17 protein-coding genes and 1 pseudogene are annotated in these 18324 nt (G+C 51.5%); 8 read left to right on the forward strand and 10 right to left on the reverse strand.

Translation table 11 applies throughout. The features are described from left to right. The first annotated feature begins 326 nt into the window (after positions 1 to 326). The 4 genes from BZK41_RS04325 (at position 327) to BZK41_RS04340 (ending at position 3285) form a co-directional block, all read left to right on the forward strand. Positions 327 to 1730, forward strand: a complete 1404-nt coding sequence (locus tag BZK41_RS04325; protein WP_079937310.1) for a cytochrome ubiquinol oxidase subunit I — start codon at positions 327 to 329, stop codon at positions 1728 to 1730. Then, a complete protein-coding gene (gene cydB, locus BZK41_RS04330; protein WP_079937311.1) occupies positions 1730 to 2740 on the forward strand; it encodes a cytochrome d ubiquinol oxidase subunit II in 1011 nt (336 codons plus the stop codon). Before BZK41_RS04325 ends, cydB begins: the two co-directional genes overlap by 1 nt. Next, positions 2740 to 2865 carry a DUF2474 domain-containing protein gene (locus BZK41_RS04335; RefSeq protein ID WP_003020230.1) on the forward strand — a complete coding sequence of 42 codons (126 nt, stop codon included), beginning with the start codon at positions 2740 to 2742 and terminating at the stop codon, positions 2863 to 2865. The genes cydB and BZK41_RS04335 overlap by 1 nt, the downstream gene beginning before the upstream one ends. Positions 2866 to 3054: 189 nt before the next feature. Then, positions 3055 to 3285 (forward strand): DUF2554 family protein, encoded by a 231-nt coding sequence (locus tag BZK41_RS04340; protein ID WP_079937312.1) that lies wholly within the window; start codon positions 3055 to 3057, stop codon positions 3283 to 3285. A gap of 3 nt (positions 3286 to 3288) precedes the next feature. On the opposite strand, the gene rlhA is transcribed toward BZK41_RS04340, so the two are convergent. Together rlhA and BZK41_RS04350 are read right to left on the reverse strand one after the other, a co-directional pair. Continuing rightward, complete coding sequence (gene rlhA, locus BZK41_RS04345; protein WP_079937313.1) at positions 3289 to 5250, reverse strand: 23S rRNA 5-hydroxycytidine C2501 synthase; 1962 nt, start codon at positions 5248 to 5250, stop codon at positions 3289 to 3291. Positions 5251 to 5329: 79 nt separating this feature from the next. Beyond that, the gene (locus BZK41_RS04350; protein WP_079937314.1) at positions 5330 to 5866 is read right to left on the reverse strand and encodes an XRE family transcriptional regulator; all 537 of its coding nucleotides are present in this window, start codon (positions 5864 to 5866) and stop codon (positions 5330 to 5332) included. A gap of 104 nt (positions 5867 to 5970) precedes the next feature. Here BZK41_RS04350 and BZK41_RS04355 point away from each other — a divergent pair, with 104 nt between their 5' ends. Beyond that, positions 5971 to 7137, forward strand: coding sequence for a benzoate/H(+) symporter BenE family transporter (locus tag BZK41_RS04355; protein ID WP_079937315.1), 1167 nt, complete (start codon positions 5971 to 5973; stop codon positions 7135 to 7137). On the opposite strand, the gene BZK41_RS04360 is transcribed toward BZK41_RS04355, so the two are convergent. Next, positions 7120 to 7989, reverse strand: a complete 870-nt coding sequence (locus tag BZK41_RS04360; protein ID WP_079937316.1) for an AraC family transcriptional regulator — start codon at positions 7987 to 7989, stop codon at positions 7120 to 7122. The genes BZK41_RS04355 and BZK41_RS04360 overlap by 18 nt on opposite strands. Before the next feature lie 182 nt (positions 7990 to 8171). On the opposite strand from BZK41_RS04360, the gene BZK41_RS04365 reads away from it, so the two are divergent. Continuing rightward, the gene (locus BZK41_RS04365; RefSeq protein WP_079937317.1) at positions 8172 to 9080 is read left to right on the forward strand and encodes a DMT family transporter; all 909 of its coding nucleotides are present in this window, start codon (positions 8172 to 8174) and stop codon (positions 9078 to 9080) included. A 37-nt stretch (positions 9081 to 9117) separates the two neighbouring features. Here the strand turns inward: BZK41_RS04365 and BZK41_RS04370 are convergent, their stop codons facing one another. The 3 genes from BZK41_RS04370 to tehA form a co-directional block, all read right to left on the reverse strand. Next, positions 9118 to 9792, reverse strand: a complete 675-nt coding sequence (locus BZK41_RS04370) for a DUF3313 domain-containing protein (RefSeq protein ID WP_079937318.1) — start codon at positions 9790 to 9792, stop codon at positions 9118 to 9120. A gap of 155 nt (positions 9793 to 9947) precedes the next feature. Next, positions 9948 to 10544 carry a tellurite resistance methyltransferase TehB gene (tehB, locus tag BZK41_RS04375; protein ID WP_079937319.1) on the reverse strand — a complete coding sequence of 199 codons (597 nt, stop codon included), beginning with the start codon at positions 10542 to 10544 and terminating at the stop codon, positions 9948 to 9950. Then, a complete protein-coding gene (gene tehA / locus BZK41_RS04380; protein ID WP_079937320.1) occupies positions 10544 to 11545 on the reverse strand; it encodes a dicarboxylate transporter/tellurite-resistance protein TehA in 1002 nt (333 codons plus the stop codon). Before tehA ends, tehB begins: the two co-directional genes overlap by 1 nt. 113 nt (positions 11546 to 11658) lie before the next feature. Here tehA and ydcK point away from each other — a divergent pair, with 113 nt between their 5' ends. Beyond that, the gene (gene ydcK / locus BZK41_RS04385) at positions 11659 to 12639 is read left to right on the forward strand and encodes a YdcK family protein (protein ID WP_079937321.1); all 981 of its coding nucleotides are present in this window, start codon (positions 11659 to 11661) and stop codon (positions 12637 to 12639) included. Here ydcK and rimL read toward each other — a convergent pair. Next, positions 12631 to 13176: pseudogene (rimL, locus tag BZK41_RS04390) on the reverse strand (50S ribosomal protein L7/L12-serine acetyltransferase). The gene ydcK and the pseudogene rimL overlap by 9 nt on opposite strands. Positions 13177 to 13394: 218 nt before the next feature. On the opposite strand from rimL, the gene alr reads away from it, so the two are divergent. Next, positions 13395 to 14621: an alanine racemase gene (alr, locus tag BZK41_RS04395; protein ID WP_079937322.1), complete on the forward strand. Its 1227-nt coding sequence runs from the start codon at positions 13395 to 13397 to the stop codon at positions 14619 to 14621. Positions 14622 to 14687: 66 nt separating this feature from the next. On the opposite strand, the gene BZK41_RS04400 is transcribed toward alr, so the two are convergent. The 3 genes from BZK41_RS04400 to BZK41_RS04415 form a co-directional block, all read right to left on the reverse strand. After that, positions 14688 to 14912 (reverse strand): YdcH family protein, encoded by a 225-nt coding sequence (locus BZK41_RS04400; RefSeq protein WP_003833168.1) that lies wholly within the window; start codon positions 14910 to 14912, stop codon positions 14688 to 14690. Positions 14913 to 15078: 166 nt separating this feature from the next. Next, positions 15079 to 16734: a glucan biosynthesis protein D gene (locus BZK41_RS04410; RefSeq protein ID WP_079937323.1), complete on the reverse strand. Its 1656-nt coding sequence runs from the start codon at positions 16732 to 16734 to the stop codon at positions 15079 to 15081. 193 nt (positions 16735 to 16927) lie between these two features. Next, positions 16928 to 18271 carry a VOC family protein gene (locus BZK41_RS04415; protein ID WP_079937324.1) on the reverse strand — a complete coding sequence of 448 codons (1344 nt, stop codon included), beginning with the start codon at positions 18269 to 18271 and terminating at the stop codon, positions 16928 to 16930. Between the last annotated feature and the right edge of the window lie 53 nt (positions 18272 to 18324).

The following is an 18324-nucleotide window of genomic DNA, read 5'->3' on the forward strand; positions in this document are numbered from 1 at the left end:
TAATGCCATTCCCCCTCTTTCCCTCACTACACCGTCATGAGAGCTCAACCGTATGAATAGCTAGCCGGCGGTAATGCAAGGACAACGCTGCACGCAGGACTGCTGGGTCATAAATCGGCCAAAATGACCGAGAAATATCACGATGAACGGAATGATGGTTAGGTGATTCTGGCGACTTAATTTTAGCCATTATTGGGGAGGAGTTTTGGGGAAGGCCCATAACAGTCGGGTAACTGTTATGGGAAAAAAGACTGGTTCTGTTTCTGCAACCCAGATGTGGCGCGGCTTAGAATTGCGCTAAATCAATTTTGCCTGCGGAGTTAAGCATGTTCGGTCTTGACGCGTTTCACCTGGCAAGGATCCAGTTCGCGTTTACGGTATCCTTTCACATCATCTTTCCGGCTATTACTATCGGGCTCGCCAGTTATCTGGCTGTGCTTGAAGGGCTATGGCTAAAAACGAAAAATCCCACTTGGCGATCGCTATACCATTTCTGGTCGAAAATATTCGCCGTTAACTTTGGGATGGGCGTGGTTTCCGGGCTGGTGATGGCTTATCAGTTCGGTACCAACTGGAGTGGTTTTTCCGAGTTCGCCGGGAGTATCACTGGGCCGTTACTGACCTATGAAGTGTTAACCGCTTTCTTCCTCGAAGCAGGTTTCCTTGGGGTGATGTTGTTTGGCTGGAACCGGGTTGGTCCAGGACTTCATTTCTTTGCCACCTGCATGGTCGCATTGGGTACCATTATTTCGACCTTCTGGATCCTCGCCTCCAACAGTTGGATGCAGACACCGCAAGGCTATGAAATAGTTAACGGGCAAGTCGTTCCCGTCGACTGGTTCGCCGTTATTTTCAATCCTTCATTCCCCTATCGTCTGCTGCATATGTCGGTCGCCGCCTTCCTGAGCAGTGCTCTGTTTGTCGCGGCGTCGGGCGCATGGCATTTACTGCGTGGGAATAACACCCCGGCTATTCGCGCAATGTTTTCGATGGCGCTGTGGATGACATTAATCGTCGCTCCGCTGCAGGCCTTGATTGGCGATATGCACGGTTTGAATACCCTGAAGCATCAACCGGCAAAAATTGCCGCGATTGAAGGACACTGGGAAAATCCCCCCGGTGAACCGACTCCGCTGCTGCTGTTCGGCTGGCCGGATATGGAGCAGGAACGCACCAGCTATGGGCTGGAAATCCCGGCGCTGGGCAGTCTAATCCTGACCCATAGTCTGGACAAACAGGTCCCGGCTCTAAAAGAGTTTCCTAAAGAAGACCGGCCTAACTCAACTATGGTGTTTTGGTCGTTTCGCATAATGGCCGGGCTAGGCATGCTGATGATCCTGCTGGGCGCGTTTGCCCTGTGGCTGCGCTATAAGCAGCGTTTATATACCTCGCGCCCTTTCCTGCGCTTTGCCTTGTGGATGGGTCCTTCCGGTCTGATTGCCATCCTTGCCGGTTGGGTGACCACTGAAGTTGGCCGTCAACCGTGGGTGGTTTACGGTCTGCAACGTACGGCGGATGCGGTTTCCGCACATGGCGATTTACATATGAGCATCAGCCTGCTGTCTTTCTTTGTGGTGTACAGCTCAGTGTTTGGCGTGGGTTACAGCTACATGATCCGCCTGATCCGTAAAGGGCCACAGGAAGATGACCCGACCATTCCGCCAACCGGCACGCCTGCACGGCCGCTTTCTGCTGCCGTCCTCGATTCTCAACCGGAGGCACACCGCTAATGGGTATCGATTTATCAGTTATCTGGTTTGTAATTATCGTGTTCGCCACGCTGATGTATATCGTGATGGACGGCTTTGATCTTGGGATCGGTATCTTATTCCCGGCGATTCAGGACTCTGATGACCGCGATGTAATGGTCAACAGCGTCGCCCCGGTATGGGACGGCAATGAAACCTGGCTGGTGTTGGGCGGAGCGGGATTATTTGGCGCGTTCCCCCTGGCCTATGCGGTGATTGTCGATGCGCTGACGATCCCGTTAACTCTGATGCTGATCGGCCTGATTTTCCGCGGCGTCGCGTTCGAGTTTCGCTTCAAAGCCACACCTGCACATCGACCCTTCTGGGATAAAGCCTTTCTCGGCGGTTCCATCCTTGCGACATTCACGCAAGGTATCGTGGTGGGTGCCGTACTTAACGGATTTTCCGTTACCGGACGCAGCTACAGCGGTGGTCCCTTCGACTGGTTGACACCGTTCACGTTGTTCTGCGGCGTTGGTCTGGTCGTGGCTTACGCTCTGCTGGGGGCAACATGGCTGGTGATGAAAAGCGAAAATCCATTGCAGGATAAAATGCGTCGTGTGGCCAAAAAACTGCTGCTGGCAATGTTGGTGGTGATTGCCATTATCAGCCTGTGGACGCCGCTGGCACACAGTGCAATCGCCGAGCGTTGGTTTAGCCTGCCGAATCTGTGGTTCCTGATGCCGGTTCCACTTCTGGTTGCGCTTATCAGCATCTGGCTGTGGCGCTCACTGGGCCAGCAAAACAGCCATACACTACCTTTTGTATTGACGCTGGGGCTGATTTTTCTCGGGTTTAGCGGGCTGGGGATCAGTATCTGGCCACACATCATTCCACCGTCTATTACGCTCTGGCAGGCGGCGGCTCCGGCACAAAGTCAGGGCTTTATGTTGGTCGGCGCACTGCTGATTATCCCGATAATCCTGGTGTACACCTTCTGGAGCTACTACGTTTTCCGCGGGAAAGTTCAACATGGTGAGGGGTATCATTGATGCAACAAACAATCTGGAAACGCCTGATGTGGCTGGTGATCCTCTGGGGCGGCAGCGTGCTGGCCCTCGCCGCTGTTGGCATGTTCTTTCGTCTCCTGATGACGGCCGCAGGATTTAAGTCCTGATTCCCTGCTTGCTAACAACCGGGCAGCGCTGCATTGCTCGGTTGTGACAAATCCTAACGTTAGCTAAACAAAAATGTAAAAAACATCGAAATGGCAAAACAGAGATTGTCATTATCCCGATTAAAATATTGAATAGTCACCAGGCGAAATTATCGCCAATTCCGTAGCTAACGTACCAGAGGGTGCATGATGTTTAAGAAAGGGTTAACGGTGTTATTGCTGGCCAGCGCGCTTTTTTCTGGTCAACTTTTCGCTACTAATCAGGGACATGAATATCTTCAGGTGCAGGACGCCGATCACTTATTACGACACACAGCCGACAGCGATGAACTGCGAGTGACGGCGGAAGAATCCGCCGCCAATCTTCGTGAACACCATCACTGGCAAAAATCACGCAAACCCGATACACATCTGAGCTAACGATTACCCTTTGCGCTTCGGCAGTGTCTTCATCAGTTCTTCCGGACTGACCGAAGCCACGACGCTGCCCGGCAACGGCATCTTCAGAATGTGATGTTTCATCTTGCCGATTACGTGCATTTCGCACGGTCGGCAATCAAATTTCAGCGTCAGAACTTCATCACCGTTAACCAGTTGCATCGGTGTCGCTTTCCAGCTCTTGATGTTCCCTTTCGCCTGTTTCGGACACAGGTTAAAGGCGAAACGCAGGCAATGTTTGGTGATCATCACCGGCACTTCGCCCTTTTCTTCATGCGCTTCATAAGCAGCATCAATCAACTGAACGCCATAACGGTGATAAAACTCACGCGCTTTTTGGTTGTAGACGTTAGCCAGGAAACTCAAATGCGTTTGCGGATAAACCGGCGTTGGCTGAGATACCGGTTTGCGGCTACCGCGCTGATAGCTTTGCAGGCGCGCTGCATCCAGCATATCAACGGCTTCACGCCGTAACTGATTTAGTTGACCGTTTGGCACGAACAGCGCGCCCGGCAGATTCACCTGAATATTGCGGGCGTAGTACATTGTCTGCCCAAGTTTTGCCAGTCCGTCCTGTAGGTTACTCAACGCTTTTTCCGCATTGTTCGCATCCTCAAACTGGCCGTCCAACGTATGAGTGATACTCACGCCCTCTTCACTGGTGAGCGTCAGAATCAACTGCTCCTGCCAGCCACCGAGCTCAATATCGACCGCAACACGGCGTTCGCTGGAAGTTTTGGTCAATGCCTGCTGCCAGTTATGATCGAGGTTGCGATTCAGTGGATGATGCGGACGCACTTTGTGCAGATCGGCAGGCATTTCATTCGGCCATACCCGATAACGATTGTTCCCCGTTTTTTCCACGGTGTTGGCGCGGAATCCCACAACCTCACGTTTGATTAACACGTTCAGGCCATCCCCGTTTGCCAGCGGTTCGGTCACCTCAACATCGAGATGATCTTTCGCCACCTTCAGGACTTCGCCAACCGGCAAGCCGATAAACTTTGGTGAGTCGAATGCGCCAATATCCCCTTTACGGGCATTCACAAAATAATCGGTGCTGCCGCGATGGAAGGTTTTCTCTGTGGATGGGGTAAAGAAATGTTCGGTACGTCCCGCTGATGAACGGGCCAGATCGCCGCGCTCTTCAATAATGGCGTCGAGCATCTGGCGATAATGGGCGGTAATATTCTTTACATAACTCATGTCTTTGTAGCGCCCTTCAATTTTGAAGGAACGCACACCTGCATCAATCAACGCACCGAGGTTGGCGGTCTGATCGTTATCTTTCATCGACAGCAGATGTTTTTCATAGGATACCACGCGCCCCTGATCGTCTTTCAGGGTATACGGCAACCGGCAAGCCTGGGAACAGTCGCCGCGGTTTGCGCTGCGTCCGGTTTGCGCATGTGAAATATAACACTGGCCTGAATAGGCAACGCACAGCGCACCATGAATGAAAAACTCAATAGTCGCATCGGTAGCCTGATGGATAGCGTTAATCTGCTCAAGGCTCAGTTCGCGCGCCAGCACAATCTGGGTGAATCCCACATCGGATAGAAACTTAGCCTTCTCAACGCTGCGAATATCGCACTGGGTGCTGGCGTGCAGTTCAATCGGGGGAATATCCAGTTCCAGAATCCCCATATCCTGCACGATCAGGGCATCAACGCCGGTCTGATACAGATCGGTAATTAATCGTTGTGCGGGCTCCAGCTCATCATCATGCAAGATCGTGTTTAGCGTCACAAAGATTTTTGCCCCGTAACGATGGGCAAAAGGCACTAATTCGGCAATATCTTTCAGGCTATTACTGGCGTTATGACGCGCGCCAAAACCCGGTCCACCAATGTAAACGGCGTCTGCGCCGTGTAAAATGGCTTCGCGCGCAATGGCGGTATCCCGAGCCGGGCTTAACAATTCAAGGTGATGAGGCTGCTGGCGCATACAGTTGTTACCATCCACAAGCGGTAAAAATGGCGGTTATTGTAGTCACAAGCGCGGCGTTTCGAAATAGTTTTCCCGATTAACCACGTGGGTAATGGATCAGCGAGTGAAAATGAACCGTTTGGTCGCTACTGTTACGGTAGCTATGTGCCGTATCTCCGGCGAAACGGACACCCTCACCGGATTTAAGGGTACGCCACTGGCCCTCAATACACATATCCAGTTGCCCATTTATCACCACCACGTGCTCTATTACGCCGGTCTCATGCGGAGTTGATTCACTGAGCGCACCGGGTGCCAGCAATATCGAAAAATGATCGAAGCACAGTTGCGGATCCCACGGGAACAACGGCGTGACGACCATCGCCTGCTGCTGGGGATCGAATGTTGGCGCGCAGTCTGACTCCGGCGGTGAAATAAACGTTGAAAACGGGACGTTCAGTCCGGTGGCAATTTTCCACAATGTTGCCACCGTTGGACTGGATTCGTTGCGCTCAATCTGCCCCAGCATCGCTTTTGAAACGCCAGTTTCCTCCGCCAGACGCGAAAGGCTCCATTCACGCTGGTGACGTAGCGTCTTGAGCGTTGTGGCCAGATAGTGGGTTAAGTTGTCCATTTTTCTCCTTCCTGCTCTCCCTTCTCAGGGTTACAGCTTAGCACTTGTACGTTATAACGCACAGTGTTACAGTAATTGACCGTTATAACGCACGCGGAGTTGCTATGCGTACATTTTCCATCCCCCTGCCTACCGTATTATCGGGTTTTGTGGCGGTCCTGGTCGGCTATGCCAGTTCGGCGGCCATTATCTGGCAAGCGGCGCTCGCCGCAGGTGCGACGACCGGACAAATTGCGGGCTGGATGACTGCACTTGGGCTAGCAATGGGGGTCAGTACGCTGGCTCTGACATTGTGGTATCGCGCCCCTGTGCTTACCGCATGGTCAACGCCCGGTGCCGCGCTGCTGGTGACGGGCCTGCACGGGGTATCTATTCAGGATGCCATCGGCGTTTTTATCGTGGCTAATGCGTTGATTGTGCTGTGCGGAGTAACCGGACTGTTTGCCCGCCTGATGAAAATCATTCCCCACTCGCTGGCATCAGCCATGCTGGCCGGGATCTTGCTGCGTTTTGGGTTGCAGGCATTTATTAGCCTGAACAGTGAGCTTATTTTGTGCGGTAGTATGCTGGTAGCATGGCTGGTGCTAAAAGTGATTGCCCCAAGATATGCCGTTATCGCCGCGATGCTGGTGGGTATTGCCATCGCTCTGGTTAAAGGTGACATTGTCACCGATGGTGTTAATCTGTCACCGGTTATGCCAGCGTTTATTGCCCCACACTTTTCATTAGCCCACAGTATCAGCATTGCGCTACCGCTGTTTCTGGTCACTATGGCTTCGCAAAATGCCCCCGGTATTGCAACTATGAAAGCATCGGGATATTCGTTACCCGTTTCCCCCCTGATTGTTTTTACGGGTCTGCTGGCGCTGCTATTTTCGCCGTTTGGCGTCTATTCCATCTGCATAGCCGCCATAACCGCCGCAATTTGTCAAAGCCCCGAAGCCCATCCGGATGCCAATCGACGCTGGCTCGCCGCTGCTGCCGCGGGTGTTTTCTATCTTCTGGCTGGAGTGTTTGGCGGTTCGGTCACAGGACTGATGGCAGCCCTGCCCGTAAGCTGGATCCAGATGCTGGCTGGTCTGGCATTGCTTGGCACGATTAGCGGTAGTTTATATCAAGCCTTACATAATGAAGCAGAACGCGACGCAGCCGTTGTGACTTTTCTGGTTACGGCCAGTGGTCTGACGGTATTTGGCGTTGGCTCGGCATTCTGGGGGCTGGTCATCGGCGGTATCTGCTACGCAGTGTTGACGTTATTTCGCCGCGCGTAGCTGCGTTGGCGTTTTACCCATCACTTGTTTAAACCGGTTGCTGAAATGACTCGCTGAACTGAATCCACAGGCCATTGCAATATCTGACAGGCTGCGTGATGAATAGCGGACCAGTTGCTGCGCCAGCGCCATACGGCGTTGCATGACGTACTGGTGCGGCGCCATATTCATTGACTGGCGAAACATTCTGGCAAAATGGAATTCGCTTAGCGCTGCCTCGCTTGCCAGATCGCTCAACGTTATGGGATACGCCAGATGCGCTTCAATATAGGCCAGCACGTTACGCAATGTGGCAGGCGCAAGCCCCCCGGTGACAACGGGAAGTCGCCATTGCACATTGCTGTAATGCTGGATCAGATGTGTTAACAGTAGTGAAGATGCCGCGCTAAGCGTGAGGTGATTAGCGGGTTGCTGCCAGTCGTTACCAAGCAAAAACTGACGGTAAACCGCCGTGATCCCCGGATCGCTGCCAAACGTGTGCTCGTCCAGCGTGAAGCTATAGGGGCTTTTGTCCCAGACTTTTTCACCCACTTCGCGCAGATGAGCGTCCGTACAATAGAGATGGACAAAGGAAAGATCGTCACGAATATCCCAACTGGACTCACTCTCTTTCGGCATCAGGCAAAAACGGTCCGGCCCGCCGCCATTCTTCCAGCCTCCCGCCGTTTTGTGGTAACTCTCGTAGCCATCTGCGATGTATAAACTGAGCGTATGATGATCGCAATACTGGGTGATGGTATCGCGCTTGTTCGACCAGGCCGCCAGTTGGATCCCTGAATGTAACGCAACCGATTCATGCAACACGGCATTATGTTTGCGTAAGTTTTCAAAGGCATCGTAGGACTGAGGCATACCATCACATTCAAATAAGTTAGCAGGCTTTCAGTCTATAACAGCCACATATTGTTAACAGCTGCCTTTTCGCTTTAACGCTAAAAAAGCGCAAGATTTTGCAAGTCCGCCGCAAGCCGATGAAAGCCTCCTGCAGCCAGACATGACACAGTGTGAGCCTGACTACAAAAAGAGAGAGTTGTATGAACGCACTGTTGTACTGCCTGGTGGTGGTTATTTGGGGAACGACATGGATTGCGATTTATTTGCAGCAAGGTCCGGTTTCTGCGCCGGTTTCTATCTTTTGGCGCTTCGCCGTTGCCAGCTCAGTGATGATAGTGATCCTATTGTTAAGCGGTAAATTACGCAAACTGTCTGGTCGCGATCATCTGTTTTGTCTGTTACAGGGCGGATGCGTTTTTTGCTTCAACTTCTGGTGTTTTTATACAGCTGCGGCGTGGATAAATACCGGACTGGAGTCGGTGATTTTCTCAATGGCTGTCCTGTTCAATGCAGTCAATAGCTTCATCTTTTTTGGGCAAAAACCACCGCTGCGTTTCTATATTGCAGCGGGTCTGGGACTGACGGGCATTGTGACTCTGTTCTGGCAGGATTTGCTCAACAGCGGGTTTAATCATTCACTGCTGCTCGGTATCGGTTTGAGCGCTCTGGGAACCTTCGGCTTCTCACTGGGCAATATGATAAGTCTGCGTCACCAGAAAAAAGGGTTGGAAGTATTAACGACCAACACCTGGGCCATGCTGTACGGTACGCTGCTAATCGCTGCCATTGCATTGGTTCGTGGGGACAACTTCACGCCACAGTGGACATTCAGCTATCTTAGCGCACTGTTATATCTGGCTATTTTCGGCTCGGTGATTGCCTTTGGCGCTTATTTCACACTGGTCGGTCGCATTGGCCCCAGCAAGGCGGCATACAGCACGCTGCTGTTCCCTCTGGTGGCGCTGACGCTGTCAACATTGTATGAAGGATACATCTGGCAAGTTAACGCGATTGCCGGACTCGTGTTGATTTTACTGGGTAACCTGGTGATGTTTGCCCGACCGGAAGCGCTGATGGGTAAACTATTCTATCGTCGTCGCGTAGCATAAAAAAACGCACCATCCTGAGATGGTGCGTTCATCATTTTTATTGTGGTTTTTGGTTCACATCAAACATGGAAGCATCGGTTGCCATGTCATCAACAACTTTCTTCAACGTTTCGAACGCCATCGGCGTACTTTCGTTGTTCAGGTCTTTACCTTCACCCTTACGTACAACCTTAATCACCGGTTTATTGGTCGCCGCATCAATCAACTCACCCTCGAAATAGAGGTTGGTATCCATGGTACGGTGACCCGTCGCCATTTGCGTTCCCGCAACAAGCAGTGCGACCGGGACCACTTCATAGAACTGCAGCCCTTCTTTGCTGGTCGCTACACCGGTAATCGCCCCGCGGAAAATCAGGCTACGCGGTCCAGGGGTCGTAACCAGAGGCTTACGCTTGCTGATGGCGGATTTCAACTGTGTATTGGTATAAGTCAGTAATTGATCAAGAACCTGCTGCCCTACCTGCGTAGTAGGTTTAGGAACCGGATAATACGTTACCGGGTTATATACGATGTTGTCATATTTGGATTCGTTGTAGCTCGGATCAACCCAACGGAGTACCGTTTGTCCCGATGCTGATTTTGTTTCCTTCAGATCAGAGTAATTTTTTAAAAACCCAGAATATTTATCCGGCTCGGTCACTTTTGACGCACAGCCGGATAATGCCAACAAGCCAGTAAGCACTGCAACTTTAAATAAAGTTTGAGTACGCATGAAACGATCCCTTTAGTTTTCGCAATGATGCCTAAAAAGGATAGCAAAACAGTTTCATGTTGGATGTACTAAAAATGGTAAGCACCGCACAATTTTATCTCTGCGCTCAGCACAAAAAATGCTGAACGCAGAAAGAGTTAAGCCAGACGGGAGGTTCAGGAAGTTTTGCGTGCCAGCATGGTGGCAAAGCGCAGTTTAATTCGGTTACCGTTTTCATCCGTACGATGAAGTTCACCTACATCCTCGTTATATTTCAGCAGATCCCACCCGTTGTAATAGTTGCGTAATTCTCCGGTTTTAAACGCAAACGGAAAACCAACTGTGCACGGAAAATCATCGGTATCCATCGCCGCAACGATTAAGTTATATCCACCCGGTTTAGTGCAACGTTGCATATTTTCAATAAGGCCAGGGATAGTTTTGGCTTCAAGAAACATCAGCACAACGGTAGAAAGAATAAAATCGTATTCACCATCAAAACGTAACGCATTTAGGTCAGCGACCTTCGCGTTCAGGTTGGTCAGCCCTTCTGCCGCTTTGATGCGCTCAAGGTTAGCGATGCTCATGGGGTTTTTATCCCATGCAGTCACGTCATAGCCATTTGCCGCCAGGTACAAGCTGTTACGACCGTTACCGCAACCCAGGTCTAACGTTTTGCCCGGTTTGACAATTTTTGCCGCTTCAACGACATCGGAATGCGTACGGGTTAAATCGTATTTTTCAGTAAAGTAGTTTTCGTCGCAAAGGGTCATTATTTATCCTCAGATTTCAGTAATGCAGCACGCTCTGTGCGGATGAGCAGTTTTCCCTGCATCAACAGTGCAAACGTACGTACCAGTAATAATGCAATGATAAAATTGGTAAAAATAAACAATGGGATCGATAGCGTATGAAAAAATCCTGATTCGCTGCCGTGTCCCAGATGCAATCCTGTCGTCGCCAGGGCCGACACGCCAAACGAGAAGCTCCAGAAAGACGCATTAAACGGCTGTGACAAATACCACGGCATGAGGCGTAGCATGAACAGAAGTTGCAGCAAACCATAGCCGAACAGCATTTTGGCTAACGTATCCCCCTCACCACCGTTCACACTAAGCCAGGCGCTACAGGCCACCAGCGCGGGGGCCAACTGAATACCAAGTGAAGTCCGTAAAACCGTCGGCAGCTCGCCGCAGCTTCGTAAACGTTGCAGAATCACTGGCTCCAGGCTGAGCCAGGAAAATACTCCTGCGCCCAAAAACACCAACCCGGCATCGTTGAAACCAAGCGCACCGCAGGCCATGGCGCTGATAAAGTTATTGGCAACGGTTGGCAGATACAGACCCGGTGTGGTGGCCTCTTCCGGGTGCTCGCCACGCCATAATCCTGCCGTTTGCCAGGCCGCGTACGCCAGCTGTATCACCACGCCGATGCTGAACAACACAATCGCCAGCGGTCGATACCACGGGACAAAACCAATCGCAACCAGCATCGTTGTGGCTGGAAACAGACTGACAAAACTGCTCATCACCGGGTGACGAATTTCCGCCAATACGCTATGAGGAAAACGCAGTAAACGGCTAATAAAGGCCAGCGTCAACAGCCCCCAAATGACCATTGCGAGGATCACTAAACCGTCGCCAATCCAGTGGCTTACAGACCATACATGGCTGGCATAACGCCACGCAAACCCCATCCCGATGATACCCAGTACCATGCCAAAATAACCGGCCGGAAGATTGAGGACTCGCTCACTTTGCTTGTTCTTACTCATTTTGTTTATTTTTTAAAGTATATTTGAAATACATTTTATGGAATTTCCACGAATTTAGCCAGTGCGGAAAACTTTGCTACGTTTAACTAAGGTGCGCAACATGGAAATGAGCTATGACCAAATATCGTCTGGGCGATGAACCTCGCGCCTTTAGTTACCAGGATAATGGCAATAAAAAGAGCGTATTACTACGCCAGATAATTGCGATCATTGATTTTAATGATGTTAGAGCCGGTACGCCCGGCGGTTGGATTGATGATGAAAGCGTGCTATCGCAAAGTGGCGATTGCTGGATTTACGATGAGAATGCGCTCGCCTTTTCCGGCGCGACGATATCCGGAAACGCACGTATTACACAGGCAAGCGTGGTCAGAGATGGCGCGCAGATTGGCGATGCCGCATGGATTGACCGAGCAGAAATCAGCCATAACGCACAAATACGTGACAACGTCACCGTTCGGGATTCTATTGTTCGCGGCGAGTGCCTTCTCTACGGTGATGCGTGCGTTGTGTGTGGCTCTGAAATCATCGCTGCCAGAGGGTTAACGCGTGAAAGCGACCAGCTCCTGCAAATTTACGATCGGGCGACCGTCAGCAATTCACGCGTGGTGCATCAGGTGCAGATCTATGGTGATGCGATGATCAACTATGCCTTTATAGAACATCGGGCTGAAGTTTTTGATTTTGCACAGGTAGAAGGCAATGAAGAGAATAATGTCTGGATCTGCGATTGCGCTAAAGTCTATGGCCATGCGCGTGTCATCGCCGGAACTGATGAAGACGCCATTCCTACCCTGCGCTACAGCTCGCAGGTGGCGGAACACGCGGAGGTTGAAGGTAACTGTGTGCTGAAACACCATGTGCTGGTCGGGGGACATGCAAAATTACGTGGCGGTCCTATTCTGCTGGATGGTCACATCCTGATTGAAGGCCACGCCTGTATTCTGGGTGAAGTGCTGATCGAGCATCATATTGAGATAACCGGTCAGGCCCAGGTTGAAGCCTTTGATGGCGATGCGATCCATCTGCGCGGGCCAAAAGTGATCAACGGCGAACAGCGTATTACGCGCACCCCCCTCGCCGGTTTATTCTGAAGAGCCATCAATGATGCGGGCGTAGAGATTCACATCATAGTAATCGCCATTGAGGAACTCCGCCTGTCGTAAACATCCTTCCAGCCGGAAGCCATTGCGCAGCGCAACCTGATTGCTCCTGGCGTTATCTACACGACATTTAATCACGAAGCGGCGAATCTCCTGGCGCTGCGCATAATGATGAATCATTGCCTGTAGCGCCTGAGACAGAATACCTTTGCCCTAGTGCTCTTCGTCCAGCCAGTAACCAATATAAGCGGCTTTGTTCAGCGGCTCTATCTGGTTAAACGAGATAACGCCAGCCACCTCCCCCTGTTCGAAAATAAGGAACATTTTGGCGTAGCCGCGCTGGTGCAACATCATATTCCCCTGCACGTTTTTGCGCGTGTCGTCCTCGGATTCGACAAACTGCGGCCAGTTCAGTGACTGCTGGAGCCAGATTTTATTCTTGAGCACCAATTGATGCAAAGGCGCGACGTGGTGTTCTTCTACCGCCCGAAGTTCCAGCGCGTCACTAACGATAATTATTTCTGACATGTTTATCTCCTTTGCGATCGTAAACGGGGCATTTCTGACTGGCAGTAGCCGATATTACTCTGTTTAGAGCCGGGGATTTCTTATTTTTATTCTGTAACAGCAATCACTTAGAAAGAATCTCTGGCGTGGAACCCGTTACTCTGGTGATCCGGGTATCCCCTCATGGATAGACCGTAATGATGACAATAACACTTTCATTCTATTGCTAAGGAGCAAGCATGGCAGCACCTTTGGGTCGTTTAGCACTTATTCCGCTTTTACTGATTACCGCCTGTCACCAACCTGTTTCCACCACGCAAGCGGGCCCCGTTCCCTTTGCGGTCAATAAGCAACAGGTTGTGGATAATACCACGCTGGAAATTTCCCGCAGCGCGCTGGAATATAACATTCATAAAGTTCAGCAACTGCTGGGAGATAAAACCCGGATGTGCGCCATTCTTAAAGGCGACGCGTATGGCCACGATCTCTCACTGGTAACGCCGGTGATGATGCAAAACGGCGTGCAATGTATTGGCATCGCCAGTAACGAGGAAATCAGTACCGTTCGCCAGTCAGGCTATACATCGCAGCTCATACGCGTGCGTAACGCGACGGAGAAAGAAATGCGCCAGGCAGCGGATTTCGATACCGAAGAGCTGATCGGTAATCTGGACATGGCTAAGCGTCTAAGTGCAATCGCTCAGGAGAAAGGTAAAACTATTCGAATCCATCTGGCGCTGAACTCTGGCGGTATGTCGCGTAACGGTCTGGAAGTCAGTACCGCCGCAGGTCTGGAAGAAGCACGCGCTATCTCCGCATTACCCGGCCTGAAAATTGTTGGCATTATGTCGCATTTCCCGGAAGAAGATGCGGCAGTGGTAAAACGCGATCTGGCCCGTTTCAATACGCAATCGGCCCAGGTCCTCAAAATTACCGGGCTTAAGCGCGAAGATGTCACCCTGCATGTTGCGAATACATTCGCCACCCTGACCGTTCCAGAATCCTGGCTCGACATGGTGCGTGTTGGCGGTATTTTTTATGGGGATACCATCGCCAGTACCGAATACAAACGCGTCATGACGTTTAAATCCGCCATCGCGTCGGTCAACCATTACCCCAAAGGAAACACCGTCGGGTATGACAGGACCTATACCCTTAAACGTGATTCCGTTCTGGCTAATATTCCGACGGGCTATGCCGATGGTTATCGCCGTGTGTTCAGTAACGCGGGACACGTGCTGATCCGTGGTCAGCGGGTTCCAGTACTGGGTAAAACATCCATGAATACCGTGATCGTTGATGTGACCGATTTGCCGCAGGTTGTATCCGGTGATGAAGTGGTGCTGTTCGGTAAACAGGGAAATGCGCAGGTTAGCGCAGAAGAAGTCGAAGAAATTAGCGGCGCGTTGTTCACTGAAATGTCGATCCTCTGGGGGGCGACAAACAAACGCGTGATGGTTGATTAACACCTAAAACAGGAAGGGCTTCCGTTTCTCACAGGAAGCCCTTTTACACAGCAAGCGCCGTTCTACTTAGCTCTCACTGACACTCTCTTTTTGCAATATTTTGAGCAGATCTTCCTTCAGGTGGAGTTTCTGTTTCTTAAGGCGAACAATGTCCAAACTATACCCCCGACCATCCGAACCTTCCAGTCTGGAGATCTCATGATCAAGGCTGTTGTGTTTTTCGAATAAGGACAGAAAGCGAGGGTTCTCGGATTTCAGTCGGGAAATAAGGTCTCTGTATTCTGGAAACATACTTTCTCCCTGTTAGTGGACAAGACGTGTATAAGAAATACACATCCACAGAGTACCCATTTGCCATACAGAAAAATGCGAACAGGATCGAGTAAATAGTGTACAGAGTCGTTATGAGGAGGATTGCAGATACGGCTCCCCATCAGGAGAGCCGTAAAGGGTATGATTAACGCATCTCGCGGTCGTCAACGTACTGACGTTTATCCGGCGCTGGCGGGAAATACTGATACAGCCAGGTTTCGCTGATGGCGTCACCCTGACAACGCAGGAACATACGCATATCTACCGGATCGGTTGAGTCAGAGGTCGGATACCAGTCAAACTGAATGCGATAACCGTCGATAGGTTCCACGTAGAGGATCTCAATCTGTTTCGCTTCACCGCTGGAGAGCGTAATCACCGGTTCAATGCCTTTCGGTGCAGCCGCTTTTAGATCGCCACCGACGAAGTCAACGGCAAAACGACGCGCCCATTTTTCCGGGTAATGTTCGCCCGGAGCCCATCCTTCCGGGAAACCGCCCATGCCTGTCCGGGTTGCCATTACACGAGCCAGCGGTGAACGCACCGGCGGCTGAGCACTCCAGTACAGGCGATATTTGAACTCCAGCTCATCGCCGGCTTTGATCTTCTTGTCCGGCTGCCAGAAGCAGACCACGTTATCCAGCGTTTCGCCGGTCGTCGGGATCTCCATCAGGCCGATAGCCCCCTTGCCCCACTGGTTGCGCGGTTCGACCCACAGGCTTGGGCGCTTGTTGTACCAGCCCATGATGTCCTGATAATGGGAGAAGTCACGATCGAGTTGCAGCAAGCCAAACCCTTTCGGGTTGTTATCGGTATAGGCGTTGAACTGCAGCTTCTGCGGGTTATTCAGCGGGCGGCAGATCCACTCGCCATTGCCCCGCCACATCGCCAGACGATCGGAGTCATGAATTTGCGGGTGAATAGTGTCGCACATCCGACGCTCATTGTTGCCGCAGCTGAACATGCTGGTCATCGGCGCAATGCCGAGCTGTTTAATGTCTTTGCGCGCATAGATGTGGTTTTGTACATCCATAATCACCTGCGTTTTCTCACAGTGGATCACGAACTTGAATGCGCCGGTTACGCTTGGGCTGTCGAGAAGCGCATACACGGTAAAGGAAGTCGCGCCCGGTTTAACCGTTTCAAACCAGAAAGAGGTGAAATCAGGAAACTCTTCTTTGCTGTCGGTGTAGGTATCTACCGCCAGACCACGGGCCGATAAACCATACTGATAGGTGTCATCCACGGCGCGGAAATAGCTGGCGCCCAGGAAAGAAACGACATCGCGGCGGGCCAGTTCTGGCGCTTTAAACACGCGGAATCCGGCGAATCCGAGGTCAGTCTGCCCTTCCAATTGTTTGGTATCCACGCCCGCATCGTTGTATTTAAACAGCTCCGGACGGAAGTGGATTTCACGTGCCATATGCGTACTGCCATCAACCGAGAACATACGTACACGGCGACGAAAACCCATTCCCACGTGGAAGAACTGCGCATCAAGCTGACGATTTTCAACATTGTTCCACAGAGACTGTCCTGCGTCATATTGAATGCTGTTGTAGGCCTGCGGCGTCAGTTTTGCCAGCGTATCCGGTAACGCGCGCGGTGCGCCGCCCCAGGGTTTCTGTGCTAAGTCATGGGCCATCGATTGCAGAACGGAAAAATCAAAACGTACAGTTTTTCCGTCTGCAATGTCAGACTCTGCCGCAATGGCGGCGCGGGAAAAGAGTGATGCAATACCACTGGTTCCGCACACGGCGGCCACTGCCATTGAACCTTTAATAAATCGTCTGCGATTCATGCCTGAAAGTGAGTCCTTCTGGTCGTGTAAATGGTCCCGCGCCGGTCAAAATCAGCGGCAAGAGAGTGCACATTTCTGACCGCTCACTCTAGACAAAATTCATTAATAATCCAATTGTTGGTCGTCGATTATCTGTACAAAATCGAAAATATTTTATGTCGATGGGAACAGACCGAATCCCATGTAAATTCCATTAAAGTAAACCACACCGACGTTTACTTCGCTCTTGAGCCTCCTGATACAGCACAAACTCATCATAAACCGCGCAACCCAGCGCCTGTTCAAACGCGTCGCGGCTGGAATTTCCGTGGCTGCGAGCCTGTGTTTCATTGCCCAAATTGGACTGGAAAATTCCTGCGGCGCTCACCGGTAAAAAATCTTCGTAGGTGATGGGTTGTGCAACCAGCCAGCCCCGTTCAATGAGCGGCTGCGGGTCGTCATCCGGGCGAATAGCCTGCCGATGTGCTTCACCCGATGGCGTCAGACGGTAGCGGAACCAGGCGAGCCCCTGCTGGCGCAGCAGGAATTCGCTATCCGGGAAGGCCTTGAATACTTCCTGAAGGTGTAGTTGGTGCGTCAGATTGTCTTTCCCCGTTCCCGCTTTACTCAGCAATTCGTCGTACAACGCTCTGCCTTTCGGCGTCAGGGCCACGCCGCGCTGTTCGATTTCACCAAAACGCGCCGTGTGAGTGCCACGCATTTCACCGGCAAACAACACAGGTTCTTCCAGCGCTTTGAAACTGGTCTGACGTAATAAAATCGGCACCTCGCGGCGCGGCGGCCCTTCAATCAGTATTTTCGGTTCAATGCCGCATTCCGGCATCATCGACTGTACCCGGTCAATATCCAGCGTTCGCGGCGTCAGATGGTTGATATGACAACCGGGGAAGCACACTACATCAGCAATCAGCCGGTGTTCGTTATGTAATGCGTGATAGGTCTCTTCATCGACCGTGGCGTGCTGATGCCAGCGGAATGTTTCCAGTGCTTCATGCACAAATTCTTGCGCCTGTTCAGATGTAAAACTGCCCTGTGCATCAAATTCATCCAGCAGCTCGTGGCAACGGCGAGTGAAAATATCGCGTTTCGCGAGGATCTCAGCGGCTTTTTGCCGCAGCGCGGCGTTTTCGATGAGTTCGAGCCGTAATAACGAGGTGAATACCCGAAACGGGTTGCGCGATAGCGAGGCATCGTCGATGGGACGAAAGGCTGTAGAATGTACGGGGACGCCGGCCTGGGAGAGATCGTAGTAACTCACCGGATACATGCCCATAACGGCAAACATCCGGCGCAGCGTAGAAAGCTCCTGCGCGGTACCCACTCGAATGGCGCCATGACGTTCAACGTTTAGCCGGGCCAGTTCATCCGCATTCGCCAGTTTTTCATGCAGCGTCGGATTATTTTCCAGTACCGCCAGATTCACATCAGCGACAAGTTCCAGCAACGTGCCGTATTGCGGGACTTCCTGCTGGTACATTGCTGACATTGCCTGCGAAAATTGTTCCCGAATCTCATCTGCCGTGATGGTGTTCGCCATAATGTCATGCCTCCAGTGAATATTACCTGGAGTGTAGAAAACACCGCTGACTC

The organism is Citrobacter sp. A316, assembly GCF_002042945.1.
In the GTDB taxonomy this organism is placed as follows: Bacteria; Pseudomonadota; Gammaproteobacteria; order Enterobacterales; family Enterobacteriaceae; genus Citrobacter; species Citrobacter portucalensis.